Source organism: Shinella sp. GW821-FHT11G07 (assembly GCF_058808115.1).
In genome coordinates this window covers 212,102-225,808 of the sequence record NZ_JBXARJ010000007.1, presented here as the reverse complement: position 1 = coordinate 225,808, position 13,707 = coordinate 212,102, and the positions used below count along the sequence as shown (strand labels likewise).

Annotated in this window: 8 protein-coding genes; 7 read left to right on the top strand and 1 reads right to left on the bottom strand. The window is 64.7% G+C overall.

Annotated elements, in window-relative coordinates:
- Position 1 precedes the first annotated feature (1 nt).
- From AC1RT2_RS15760 to nagA, 7 genes are read left to right on the top strand one after another with little or no spacing between them, the layout of a single operon-like run.
- The gene (locus AC1RT2_RS15760; RefSeq protein WP_069063576.1) at positions 2-847 is read left to right on the top strand and encodes a carbohydrate ABC transporter permease; all 846 of its coding nucleotides are present in this window, start codon (positions 2-4) and stop codon (positions 845-847) included.
- On the top strand, positions 844-2,880 hold the full coding sequence (locus AC1RT2_RS15755) for a DUF5107 domain-containing protein (RefSeq protein WP_493103304.1): 2,037 nt from the start codon (positions 844-846) through the stop codon (positions 2,878-2,880). Before AC1RT2_RS15760 ends, AC1RT2_RS15755 begins: the two co-directional genes overlap by 4 nt.
- Entirely contained in the window at positions 2,880-4,022 is a 1,143-nt protein-coding gene (locus AC1RT2_RS15750) for an ABC transporter ATP-binding protein (RefSeq protein WP_493103301.1), read from the top strand. The genes AC1RT2_RS15755 and AC1RT2_RS15750 overlap by 1 nt, the downstream gene beginning before the upstream one ends.
- Positions 4,019-4,891, top strand: coding sequence for a transcriptional regulator (locus AC1RT2_RS15745; protein ID WP_493103299.1), 873 nt, complete (start codon positions 4,019-4,021; stop codon positions 4,889-4,891). Before AC1RT2_RS15750 ends, AC1RT2_RS15745 begins: the two co-directional genes overlap by 4 nt.
- A complete protein-coding gene (locus tag AC1RT2_RS15740) occupies positions 4,888-6,951 on the top strand; it encodes an ROK family protein (RefSeq protein ID WP_493103297.1) in 2,064 nt (687 codons plus the stop codon). Before AC1RT2_RS15745 ends, AC1RT2_RS15740 begins: the two co-directional genes overlap by 4 nt.
- Positions 6,948-8,240 carry a class II D-tagatose-bisphosphate aldolase non-catalytic subunit gene (locus AC1RT2_RS15735; protein WP_493103295.1) on the top strand — a complete coding sequence of 431 codons (1,293 nt, stop codon included), beginning with the start codon at positions 6,948-6,950 and terminating at the stop codon, positions 8,238-8,240. The genes AC1RT2_RS15740 and AC1RT2_RS15735 overlap by 4 nt, the downstream gene beginning before the upstream one ends.
- Positions 8,237-9,382: an N-acetylglucosamine-6-phosphate deacetylase gene (nagA, locus tag AC1RT2_RS15730; protein ID WP_493103293.1), complete on the top strand. Its 1,146-nt coding sequence runs from the start codon at positions 8,237-8,239 to the stop codon at positions 9,380-9,382. The genes AC1RT2_RS15735 and nagA overlap by 4 nt, the downstream gene beginning before the upstream one ends.
- 34 nt (positions 9,383-9,416) lie before the next feature.
- Here the strand turns inward: nagA and AC1RT2_RS15725 are convergent, their stop codons facing one another.
- Positions 9,417-13,631, bottom strand: a complete 4,215-nt coding sequence (locus AC1RT2_RS15725; protein WP_493103291.1) for a caspase family protein — start codon at positions 13,629-13,631, stop codon at positions 9,417-9,419.
- Between the last annotated feature and the right edge of the window lie 76 nt (positions 13,632-13,707).

Below are 13,707 nucleotides of genomic sequence, written 5' to 3'. Positions count from 1 at the left end.
GATGAAAAAAATCCTCACGCTGCGCGGCGCAAAACGCGGGCTTTCCTACCTCGTCGTCGGCGGCTGGTCGGCCTTCTCGGTCTTCTTCATCCTCTGGATCATCCTCGCCTCGCTGAAGCGCAATCGCGATCTCTTCGGCAAGCCGTGGTCCTTCCCGGCCGATCCCGCCTGGGGCAACTACGTCAAGACCTGGGTGAACAACCGCTTTGGCGACTACTTCCTGAACAGCCTGATCGTCACCTCCGTTTCGGTCGCCGCCCTGCTGCTGGTCTCGGTTCCGGCGGCCTATGTGCTGAGCCGCGGACGTTTTGCCGGGCGGCAGGCGCTGTCCAACTTCTTCGCCTTCGGCATGGGCGTGCCGATCCCGCTGCTCTTCGTGCCGCTCTTCGTCATCATGACGACGATGCGGCTCGGCGACAGCCTGACGGGGCTTTCCATCGTCTATGTCGCGCTCTCCATTCCGTTCAGCATCTACGTGCTCGAAGGCTTCTTCGCCTCGCTGCCCTCGGAGCTCGAATCGGCGGCGATCATCGACGGCTGCTCGGATTTCCAGGTGTTCCGGCATGTCATGCTGCCGCTCGCCGGCCCCGGCGTCGCGACGGTGGCGATCCTCAACTTCGTCGGCCTGTGGAACGAGTACCAGCTTTCGCTCGTGCTCTTGAACAGCCCGGAGAACCGGACGCTGTCGCTCGGCATCTATTCGCTGATCACCTCCATGCAATATTCGGGCGGCGACTGGGCCGGCCTCTTCGCCGGCGTCACAATCGTGATGGTGCCGACGATCCTTCTCTTCATCATCCTCTCCGAGCGGATGATCAGCGGCATCACCATGGGAGGCGTGAAGTGAACCAGACCCAACAGAAGACCCGCGCCGAAGGCGAAACGACCGTGGAAGAAACGGTCGTGACGCTGCCGATGTCGCATCTCGGCGGGGCAAGCCGCCTGCCGCGCTTCCGCTGGCAGCAGCCGATCCCCGACAAGGAAACACCGCCGTCACGCGGCCTCAGCGCGGACGAAAACGCCCACGCTTTTGACTGGGGCAAGGATTCGATCCTGCCCTACAGCGTCTACGACGATTACGACCGCGCGCAGACGCCGGGCGAGATGCCGCTGATCGCGCTCGATAATGGTCGGCTGCGTGTCACCGTCGCCCCGCAATACGGTGGCCGGCTGATGCAGCTTTACGATCATGCGCTCGGGCGCGACCTCGTCTTCCGCAACCCGGTGTTCCAGCCCGCCAACCTCGCCGCGCTGAATGCCTGGTTCTCCGGCGGCATCGAGTGGAACGGGCTCATCCCGGGCCATACGCCGTTCACCTGCGTGCCCGTCTTTACCGGCGTGGTGGAAACGGAGCGCGGCCCGGTGCTCCGCATCTACGAATTCGACCGGATCGTCGAGGCCACCTGGCAGATCGACCTCTACCTGCCGGCCGATGAAGACAGGCTCTATGTGCACGGCCGCATCGTCAACGCCGCGCCGACCGAGAAGCGTGCCTATTGGTGGACCAATGTGGCGGTGCCGGTGAGTGCGGGCATGCGCGTCGTCAGCCCCGGCAACTATGCGATCGAACATGTGCTGCCCGGCAACGAACTTGCGCGCTTCCCCTTCCCCGACCCGGCGCGTTTCGACGGCTCCTATCCCGGCCTCTGGAAGGGCGCGACCTCGGTCTTCTTCCGCAAGCCCGAGGCGGATCGTCTCTTCATCGCCGCCCTCGACAAGGCGGGAACGGGCCTCGCGCAGACCGCCACATCGGCACTGACCGGCCGGAAGTTCTTCTATTTCGGCACGGCCGCCGGCGGGCAACACTGGATGGACTATCTCGCCCGCAAGGGCGAAGGCGACTATATCGAGATCCAGGCCGGCATCACGCCGACGCAGAACCAGCGCTTCGTGCTTGCCGCGGACAGCGAGCTGCATTGGACGGAGGTCTATGGCGGGCTGTCGGTCGATCCGGCCGCGGCCCATTCTACCGACTACGCGGTCGCAGAGCGCGCCACGGCCGAAGCCGTCGATCACCAATTCCCGAAAGCCGAACTCTCGGATGTCGACGCCTTCCTCACGCGTGTTTCGCAACAGCCGCTCGGCCGACGCCTTTCGGCCGGCTCCCCCTGGGGGGCGCGGCAGGCGAAGCTCACCGGCAAGCCGCTCGCCGCCGGTCTCGATTTTGCCGTCGATGCCGAACCCGGCGTCTGGGACGAGCTGGCGGAAACGGGGGAAATTTCCGTAAGCAACCTGTCGCGGGTTCCTGCCGATTTTGCCGTCTCCGATCTCTGGCGTTCCGCCTTGGAACGCAGCGTCGGACGGCAGGGAGCGACCTGGCTGCACGATCTGCTGCTCGGCATTGCCGCACTCGACCGTGAAGATTTGGCTGCGGCCCGCCGTCTCTTCGAGCGCTCGGTGGCGGCGCGGCCAACCTGGCTCGGCCTCCGCCAGTTGGCCATGATCGAAAAGGACGAGGACAGGGCCGAACAGCTTTATCTCTTCGCATGGGCGGCGGAGGATGCTCCAGCCGAACTCGCCGTCGAGATCGTGCAGTTCCTGCTGCACGCCGAGCGCCTCCAGGCCCTGGAAGGCTTTTTGGCAAAGCTTCCGGACGACATTGCAGCGCAGGAACGCATCGTGCTGGCGCGCGCGTCCGTTGCCGCCAAGCGCGGCAACCTCGATGTGCTTGAAGCCCTGTTGAAAGTCGAGTTCGCGACGATCCGCGAGGGCGAAGACCTATCGGCCGATCTCTGGGGCTACCTGCAAAAGGGCAGGCTCGAACAGCAGTTCGGCCGGACGCCGACGCCCGCCGAACTGGAAACGCACATGAAGGCCCATCCGCTGCCGGAACATCTGGATTTCCGCATGCGGGTCGCGCTCGAAGACGGGACGAACTGATGACGACGGTCGAAATTCGCAAGCTGCACAAATCCTACGGCAACCTGGAGATCATCCGCAGCGCCGATCTCGCCATATCGAGCGGCGAATTCGTCGTGCTCGTCGGCCCGTCGGGCTGCGGCAAGTCCACGCTGTTGCGCTGCATTGCAGGCCTGGAGCCCATCACCGGCGGCAATCTCCTCATCGACGGCGAGGACATGACGACGGCCGATCCGGTGAAGCGCGGCATCGCCATGGTGTTCCAGTCCTATGCGCTCTACCCGCACATGACCGTCGCCGAGAATATCGGTTTCGGCCTGAAGATTGCCAATGCGCCGAAGCCGGAAATCCGGGCGCGCGTCCTCGAAGTGGCAAAGCTCCTGAAGCTGGAGGCACTGCTCGACCGCAAGCCCAAGGCGCTTTCCGGCGGCCAGCGCCAGCGTGTCGCCATCGGCCGCGCTCTGGCGCGCAAGCCACGCATCTTCCTGTTCGACGAACCGCTCTCCAATCTCGACGCGTCGCTGCGCGGTGAAATGCGCGTGGAACTCTCGAAGCTGCACGCCCAGCTCGGCAACACGATGATCTACGTCACCCACGACCAGGTGGAGGCGATGACGCTTGCCGACCGCATGGTGGTGATGCGTCAGGGCGTGATCGAACAGGTCGGCGCGCCGCTCGAACTCTTCAACAATCCGGTCAACCGCTTCGTTGCCGGCTTCCTCGGCCAACCGCCGATGAATTTCATCGGGTTCGTTTCAGCCTCACAGGCCGGACAGGCGGTGAACGGCGAACTTCCGGGCGGCGGGCGCCTCTCGCTCGACCTGTCGCCGGCAGTCGGCGTGGTCTCGACCGAGGGCCTGGAACTCGGCGTGCGCCCCGAGGACATGAGCATCTCCGCGACGGGGGAACTGAGCGTGACGGTGGAGGTGGTCGAGCAACTCGGCGGCGAGACGATCGTCTACGGCCGGCTGGCCGACGGCCAGGCGCTAACGGCGAAACTTGCCGGCCAGGCCGGTATCCGCGCCGGCGACCGGCTTGCCTTCACGATTGCGCATGAGCGCTTGCAGATATTCGATGCGACCGGTCGCAACTTGCGCTACCGGACTGAAGAGGCCACCGCAATCGAACGGCGCGGCGATCTGGTCGAGAGGAGCCCGGTTTGACATCCCATCCGTCAGGACAAACGCTGATCGAGGCCGTTTCCGCCGACCTGTCGGAACTGAACAAGACGTTCCGCCGCGTGGCGCAATACATGCTGTCGGCGCCGGAAGGTTTTATGCACAAACCTGTGCAGGAGATCGCGGCCGCCGCCGAGGTCAGCGAGCCTTCCGTCATTCGCTTCTGCCGTCGCTACGGCTTCAAGGGCATTCCGGACTTCAGGATTGCGCTCGCCATGGCGCTGGCCCACGGTCCAACGGCTGAACGCAGCTCCTTCCTCGAGCCGCAGATCACCGACAAGGCCGTGGTCAACCTTGCCCTGAAGCGCGCCATCGCACGCTTTGCCCGCACGCTCGTCGGCACGGACCGGTCGATCATCATCGACTCCGGCTCGACCGCCCAGCTCTTTGCCGAGACGCTGCGCGATGCCGATCCGCTCGCCGTCATGACCACCGGTCTCAATATCGTCGATGCGCTGCGCGGGGCGACACAGCATTCGATCATGCTGCCGGGCGGGGTCTTGCGCCATGAATCCCGCTCGCTCTCCGGCCGCATGGTGGAGAGCACGCTCGCCAACATGCATTTCGACGCCCTCTATCTCGGTGCCGATGCCATCGATCCCGTCTCCGGCCTCAGCACCTTCAACGAAGAGGAGGCGCACCAGAACACCGCGATGATCACCGTGTCGCGGCGCATCGTCGTGCTGGCCGATTCCACCAAGTTCCGCGCGCCGGGGCTGCACCGCTTCTGCGAGATCGAGCGCATCCACACGATCGTCACCGACACCGGCCTTGGCGACGATGTCGTCGAGGCAATCGAAGCGCGGGGCGTCGTCGTCCACCGCGTAGACCCAATCGAAGAGAAGAAGAAATGACGTCGCAACGCTCTTCCACCGCAACCGCTGGCCTCAACCGCTGGGAAACCGTACGGGAGATCACCCAGCAGCCGGCCGTCTGGCGGTCTTTCGCGCCGCGGCTGGCAACTTTCGCAACCGAGATCCAGGCGTGGCTGAAGCGTCGCGAGCATGAGGAAATCTGGTTCTGCGGCGCTGGCACCTCCGCTTTCATCGGCGAAACGCTGGCGGCCTATCTCAACCGTGCAGCCGGTCCGGCGCGCTTCCGCGCCGTGCCGACGACCGATCTCGTCTCCGGTCCACGTAGCTTTCTGCGCCCGGGCGTGCGCACGCTGGTCGTCTCCTTCGGGCGCAGCGGCAACAGCTCGGAAAGTCTCGGCACCCTCAACCTGCTGAATGCCCATGCCCCGGAGGCCGACCGCCTCCACATCACCTGCAATGCGGCGAGCGCGCTTGCGGTGCCCTATCTCCAGGGGCCGGGCGAACAGCGCACGCTTGTCCTGCCGCCTGAAACGAACGACCGCGGCTTTGCCATGACGTCGAGCTACACGACGATGCTGTTGTCGGCGCTCGCCTGCTTCGACCCAGCGCCGCCGGCCGACCCTGCAGCACTTCTCCCGCACCTCGCGGACGCCGCGGAAGGCCTGATTGCCAGCAGCTTTAGTGCACTGGCACGCTTCGCGATGCCGGAACGTGTCGTCTTCCTCGGTTCCGGGCCACTGACCGGCACGGCGCGGGAATGCGCATTGAAGGTACTGGAACTGACGGCTGGCGGCATCTCAACCTCCTGGGACTCGACGCTGGGTTTCCGGCACGGTCCCAAGGCCGTCGTCAACGACAGGACGCTGGTCTTCGTGCTGCAATCGGCCGATCCGTTCACGCAAGCCTACGATATCGACCTCGCAAACGAGATCGCGGCGCAGTTCAGTCCGCAAACCATCGTGCGCCTCGGCGACGTGGCGACCGGCGCGGATATCGCCGTGCCCGCCATCGGCAATGATGCCTGGGGTTCCGTCCTTCATGTCCTCATCGGACAGATTTTGGCGGTGATCTGGTCGGATCGCATGGGCCTGAATGTCGACGATCCCTTCGCCGGCCGCAACCTCACCCGCGTCGTCGCAGGTGTAAAACTCTACGATCTGCCGAAGCGCGCGCCGGCCGCCTATGGCGCCATCGATGTCGGCGGCTCGAAAATCGAGGCGGCGCTGTTCGGCGAGGATATGCAGCCGGTCGAAAAGCGCCGGATCGATACCCGCAAGCAGAGCTATGCCGACCTGCTCGATGCCATCGTCGAACAGGCCGACTGGCTGCAGGCCGTGGCGGGCAAACCCGCAGCGATCGGCATCGGCCTGCCGGGCCTTATCGATCCGACAACCGGACTTTCCGTGACCTCCAACCTGCCGGCAACCGGGCGCAGCCTCGGCGCCGACCTGACGGCGCGCCTCGGGCGCCCGATCCCGGTCGAAAACGACTGCAAATGTTTCGCCCTGTCGGAAGCCAATGGTGGGGCGGGTGAAGGCTACCGAACGGTCTTCGGTCTTATCCTCGGAACCGGTGTGGGCGGGGGCGTCTGCGTCAATGGCCGGTTGGCAAAGGGTCTCAACGGGCTTCCCGGCGAAGTCGGCCATTTCGGCCTGCCGGCAGAACGGATCACAAAACACGGCTTGCCTTTGGTCGCCTGCGGCTGCGGTCGCACAGGATGTTACGAGACCTACGTTTCCGGCCCCGGTCTGTCGCGCCTTGCCGCGCATGTCGCCGGCCGGCCGGCGCGTGCGGAGGAGATCGTGGCGGCCGCATCGAAGGGCGAGGCCGCGATGCGGACCGTGCTCGACATCTGGCTCGACCTGCTTTGCGAATTGATCCACACGGTCCAACTGACCATCGATGCGGATTGCATCGTCATTGGCGGCGGCCTGTCGCGCATGGCGGGCCTTGCCGAAGACCTTGCCGCCGCCTTCGAGGCGCACAAGCTGCCGGGCGTGCGTAGCCCGGTCTTCAGGATTGCCGAACACGGCGATGCCAGCGGTACACGGGGCGCCGCCATTCTTGCCCGCCAGGCGGCAGAGGCGGGCTGGCAATGAAGGAACTGCGCGATCTGATCGCCCGCAACCGTGCGGGCTCCGGCGAAGCCATGCCCTCCGTCTGCTCGGCGCATCCCGATGTCATCGCCGCGTCCGTGCTATTGGCGCAGGAAATGGGTGTGCCGCTGCTCATCGAGGCGACCAGCAACCAGGTCAACCAGTTCGGCGGCTATACCGGCATGCGGCCGGCGGATTTCATCCGTTTCGTGCGTGCGATCTGCCTGCAGGTCGGCGCGCCCGACCAGCCGCTGCTCTTTGGTGGAGACCACCTTGGACCGCAGGTCTGGCGCAGCCTACCAGCCGAGGTGGCGATGGGCCATGCGCGCGATCTCGTCGCGGCCTATGTCTGCGCCGGCTTCACGAAAATCCATCTCGATTGTTCGGAAGGCTGCGCCGGCGAGCCCGCCCAGGTTTCGGACGAGGTGAGTGCGGCGCGTGCGGCCGAGCTTACCGGAATCTGCGAGGCCGCGGCCGAAGACCCGTCAACCCTCAGCTATATGTACGGTACCGAGGTGCCGCCACCGGGTGGCGCGCGGGCGGAAGAAGGCGGCCAGGGCATCGAGCCGACCACGCCGGAAAGCGCCCTTGCGACCATTGATGCCCATCGTCGCCGCTTCGAGGCACTGGGGCTTCACGACGCGTGGCAGCGTGCGGTCGGTTTGGTGGTGCAGCCGGGTCTGGAGTTTGCGCCCGACCATGTGCATCGCTTCGACCCTGCAACGCCCGATCGCCTCTCGCCCGTCTTACAGGATATGCCCTACCTCAGCTTCGAGGCCCATTCCACCGACTACCAGGCGCCTGCCGTCTATCCCGAACTCGGCCGCCGGCATTTCGCGGTGCTGAAGGTCGGTCCAGCCCTCACCCATGCTTATCGGCAGGCGGTCTATGCGTTGGATGCGCTGTCAGACTGGACCGGGGATGCACCGGATCGGCCGCGGCTTCCGGACGTGATGGAGGGGCTCATGCTCGCCGAACCGGGCAACTGGAGCAAGCACTACGGCGGCAGCGACACGCAACTGCGCCTGCTGCAACATTTCAGCTATGCCGACCGTATCCGGTACTACTGGACGCAGACGGCGGCCGTAGAGGCCGTGCAGCAGCTCATGGCGGGCCTGGGTGAGACGAAGCCTCCGGTGATGGTGCTGGAGCAGTTTTTCGCGCCTGCCTTGCTGGACCGGGCCGAGCGTCTCGCCGCCACCGCGCCGGACTGGCGCAAGGCGCTCGTCTATGCACATATCCAGGAGGTACTGGCACCGTACTACTTCACCCCCGCGGGGACCGCGCGATGACCGTCATCTCGCAGAGCGACACGGCGCCGTTCGACCTCGAAAATACCGAAGCCTGGTGGCTTGTGCCGCGGCAGCTCTTCGACGGCGAGACGCTGCGCGCCGGCCTTGCGCTGCGCATCGCGGCCGGCAGGATCGACGACATCGTCCCGACCGGGCAAGCCGGAATGGATGGCCTGCCCATCTGGAAGACGGCAAGCCTCGCTTCACCGGGTTTCTTCGACGTTCAGGTCAATGGCGGCGGCGGGGTGATGTTCAACAGCGATCCGTCCCCTGCCGGCCTGAAGGCCATTGCGGCTGCGCACCGCGCGAGCGGGACGACGGCCGTGTTGCCGACCCTGATCACCGACATCCCCGACGTCATGGAGCGGGCCGTCACGGCGGCGCTGGCGGTTGCCGGCAGCGACGGCATCGTCGGCGTGCATCTCGAGGGGCCGCATATCAGTGTCGAACGCAAGGGTGCTCACAACCCGCTGTTCATCCGCCCGATGGACGAGCACACGCTTTCCGCCGTCAGACGGTTGCGCGCAGGCGGCGTCCCGGTGCTGGTGACCCTTGCGCCGGAATGCGTGCCGTCGGGAACAATCGCGACGCTCTCCGCGATGGGAGCCGTCGTCTCGCTCGGCCACACCGCCGCCGATGCGTCGACCACCCGCGCGGCCATCGCCGAAGGCGCCCGTTCGGTGACACATCTCTACAACGGGATGACGCCCATCACCTCGCGCGAGCCGGGCGTCGTGGGTGCTGCGCTCGACAGCGATGTCTATTGCGGCTTCATTGCCGACGGGCACCATGTGGACGATACCGTTCTGCGCCTTTCGATCCGTGCACGCCCAGTGCGGGACCGGATGGTGCTGGTGTCGGATGCCATGTCGACCTGGAATGGCCCGGACCATTTCACGCTTTACGACGAGACCATCCGCCTCGTCGACGGCAGGCTGGTCAATCGCCTGGGCTCTCTCGCCGGTGTCCATATCGACATGGCGACATCGCTGCGGCGGCTGGTCGCGAATGTGGGAATCCCACTGGAAGACGCACTGAAGATGGCAACCGCAAACCCCAGCTGCCTCATGCGCCTCGAAGACAGCGTGGGCTTCCTCCGGCCAGATATGCCTGCCGATATCGTATTGCTCGACTGGGCTTAGATCGGTAGTTGAAACCAAGCAAGCTGGCTGCATATCAGAACAGCGAAAATTCTCCGATCATCTGGTTGCGGGCGAGCCAGGGGGTTTGTAGGCCGCCACTTTCCTGGGAGACGCCGACCTTGACGGCGCGGAACAGTTCGGAAACCTCCAGGGTGCCGTTGCCGTTGAGATCGGCCTTCGTGCGTCCCTCGCCCATGACATTCGTCAGTACCGTGGTGAAAACACCGCCGTTGGCCTTGGCGGATTCGCGGGAAAGCTCACGGCCCTTCGAGGCTGAGAGCACCACCAGTCCGGCTGGAATGGACCGCCGCAGACCCGAGACCGCATCGTCATTGGTGGCAAAGAGGCCCGTGCCGGCAGCGCCGGAATGGCAGGCGTCAAGCAGGACGACCAGCCGCCCCTTTGTCTTGGAGAGGACGCTGGCGAGCTCATCCCAGGCAAGCGAGGTCGCCTCGACGTCGTCGGCCCTGGTCGCCGAGGTCGCGATATAGAATTTGCCGTCCGCTCCCTGCAATCCGTGGCCGGCGAAGAAGAAGACCGCCGTCTCGCCAGGATCGACGCCCTGCGCTAGTTTTTCGGCAGCAGCAAGGATCGCCGTCTTGTTCGCCGCCCCGTCTGCAAGGAGAACCAGGTCTTTTTCCGGCGCATCGATCGTTTGGCCGGAGAGCGAGCGGAAGCGCGCGATCACGCGCTCCGCATCGCTTTTCGCGAAGGAAAGCTGCGAAATCCGGGTATCCTCATAAAGGTCGATACCGACGGCCAGCACGCTGGTATTGGGTTTCTGGGACTGGACACCGAAGTCGCGTCCGATCGGCAGGCTTTGCAATCCGTCTGCATCTTCGGCAACGAGGCTCACCCATCGCGCTGACGGCAGCCGCGCCACGTCAATCGCAACCGGCTTCGACACATCCGACACCGCGACCCGGTCGGTCAGGACACCGTCCTGGTAGACGTTGACCGCAACGACCGGGAGAAGACCGTGAGCCGTGACGTCACCCGTGATGCGGGCACCGTCGCTATCGAGGGTTCCTTCCAGCGAAGGCGGCGCACCGATGGTCGGCGCACCCACCGTTCCGCTGCCGGAAAGCACGGCCTGCATCAGCCCTTCGACGCGAAGCCGACGGTCGAATTGCTGAAAGCTGTACTGGCCGCTCGCCCCTGGAAAGCGCAGGTTGACGAAAGCGCTTCCCTCGGGCGTCGCATCAAACTGGAAATGCTCGTTCCAGAACACGACCTCATCGTCGATGAAACGGCCGGACAGCAGAACGGCTGCATCCGAGACCCGGTGGATATAGAAGGTTCCGTCGATATTCTCCTGGAGAATGTAGCGGCCGCTCTCGTCCGCGAAGGCATCCTTCAGCATATCGCCCCGCGGCAGATCCATTTTCTCGAACAGGAAGCGGCGCGACTTGAGATCGAACAAGCCGATCGTGCCCGCGGCCTTTGCATAGAACAGCAGCGCAGTGGTGCCGATGGCCTTCACATCGAGTTTCTGCTCATGGAAGAAACGGGGCTGGGCAGCGCCAAACGTCTCTTCCTGGGCAACAAGAGCCTGCTTTACGCGAAGCGTGCCGCTGCCTTCGTCGAAGATAGCCAGATAGGATTTGCTGAGCTGGCTTCCCGCCGTCGGGCCGCCATAGCATATGCCGCGGACGATCCAGATCGTGCGGCCACCGACGCGAATGCGATGCGCGAGGTCCGGTGCGTCAGGCAGTTTTCCGCTTTCCAGTCCCTGGTTCACCTGCTCGCAATAGATCGCGTCCATGGATTCGGTCGCGTGGGACCATTCAAGCGGCGCCTTCATGGCGGCCATATCGTCGGAAAGCTCCTTGCTTGCAGCCTTGACCCGCTTTTCGAACGGCGCCCGAGCGGTCTCATCGAACCGCCGCGCGTCGTCGAGCGGTTCCAGGGTGAAGTCGGGCAGGGTGGCCTTACTCGCGGTAAACCCGAAGGGTTGCAGGGCATCGAGCAGCGTTCGCCGGGAGACGACCCCCATGGCGGAACGATCCAGCCGGACTGGCGCAAGGCCGCGCAGGACCGTTTTTTCCTGTAGCTCGTCGATGGCGACCTGTGTTTCCTGCAGGCCGCGGTTCGGCCGAACATAATCGCGCTTCAACAACAGCGCCGCCAGCGTCGCGTTCTTCGCGTCAAGTTGCTCGCTGCCAGTCGAGCGCTCTCCCGTGTAGTGCGTATAGGCGAGGCCGAGGGGTGCATTCCATCCGGTCTCGAGTCCGATGGGCGCGGTGATCCCAATTGCCTCCGCCTGGACGCGAATGAACTCCCGCACGCCTCTCAGGCCCTCGTCGGCAATGATCAGGTTTGGATCCTGCGAGACGAAATCCCCGTCCTGCAAATCGAAGGTGGCATAGCCCAGCGGCCCGGCAACGATGCCGAGCATGTTCTCGAGATCCATGGTGACGGAGGCGGAGACCGAACTGCTGCACGCCGCGCAGGCGGTGCGTTGTTCCTCGATCACGACCCCGGGAGAAAGGGTCGATGCCAGCCAGGTGCGGCCCCAGGGTTCCGCCTCGCTGATGACGAAGGAGTCGTTGTTGAACCAGGCAAGGTCGCTGCCGCCGAGCGTCGCGACCCGCGCGCCATCCACAAGGTCGACGACGTCGAAGTTCTCGTTGCTGCGCACGGCGAGGAAACGTTTTGTCGGAGACAGGGCAATGTCATGGCCTTCCCGGTCGAGGATTTCGCTGCCTGTGGCCGTGTCGATCACCGCAAAGCGGGTGTCGTTGAAAAGGATGTTTCGTCCGAGAGCGGGAATGTCGATACGCTTGTCATGGAGGTTGCCTGCGACGGGATCGTTGAGAACGATCTGCGGCGCTGCGGGTTTTACCGCAAGCGTGCCTTCCCATTCCTGAAGAACGGCGACCTCCTTGCAGGCGCGAATGTATCCAACGAGCGTCGCGTGCAAATCCATTGGACCTGCCGAAAGCGGCAGCAGCGAGATTGTGCCGGCCGGTCCTGCGCCGCGACTGTGGAGCGCCACGATCGCCCGGCTTTCATCATGCCTCGGCCTGATGCCATAGGGGCCTAGCGCATCCGGCGTCAGGGCCAGAAAACCCTTTCCAGTAAAGCGGACGGTACCGCGGGCACTCAGCACGAAATAGGCGGTGATGCCGGCGCTCTGCGCCTTGTTGGCCCAGTCGATCTGCACCACCGTGTTCGCGGTCGCATCTTTCGCAGGCATTTCGAGATTGAACCCCGCGGCCAGCGCGCGAAGCGCTGTCCGCTCGCTCTCACAGGCGCCGCCGGAGTGAGCGGCATTGGTCCGGATACGTTCGACATAACGTTCCGGCGTGTCGCCGGCGCGCCAGTATAGCCCCTGTGCAAAGGAGGCGACAACATCCGTGCGCGCTTTGGCGCGCGGCTGTTTGGCATGGAAGATGCCGGACGATGCGCCAGCGAAAGTTTCGTGGCGTGTAGCGTCCTCCTTCAGCATGCAGACATTGTTTGAACCGTTGTGCGTGTAGGCGCGGCAACGGTCGTCGACCTCGCAAAAGGTTGCGCACTGGTCGCGGCTAATCCCGCGCAGGGCCGGATCGGTTAGTCCGCCGCGGTAGTCGTGGCCTGGCAGGTCGGTGTCCCAGAACCATTGGAGGCCGCTTCTCGAGCCGCCCAGCGCTTGGGAAACCTGTATCTCCGCGGTGTCCCCGGCCACGAAAGACGGGGGGTGCGCCGGATTGCATTGCGAAAGGGTCAGATCGATATGGGCGGATGATCCCGTTAGACTGAAGACATGGCGGAACCCCGGATCGAAGGCAAAGGTGCGCCCCGCCTTCAATGCTTCGAGAAGAACCGTGTCGCGTCCGGTATCGATCGGCCCGGCCATCACGCCTTCGGCGACACGCGACAGAGCGATCGAAAATGTCAGGCGGTCGTCGACGACGACGGTGGGCCTGACCGTATCCGCATAGGTTCCGACATTGTAGAAGAAGGTGAATTCGGGATTTCCCTCGCTGCTGCAGCGCACGGCAAAACAGGAATACTTGCTGCCCGTCGTGTTGCAGATCGTGCCGCCCGTGCCATTGGCCGCTGCAAGCGGCATCCAGCGTCCGGCCGGCTCCGCTCGCTGCTGACCCTGCTGCCGGGAGGCCGGCTCACGCCGTGCAAGCCCCCTGAACGTCTCGACCGGTCCCAGCAGGACATCGCCTTTGCGTCGTTGGGCTTCGGTCCCCGTCGCACAAAGGACTACGATCGCGCAAACGGCAGCGAGCGCCAGACTGAGTGACTTTCGCATGCCGCACCCTCCTGCCCAAGGAATACCATCCAGCCAGTTCGAAACCGCAATCGTAGGGAAACCCTGTCCCGCCCCG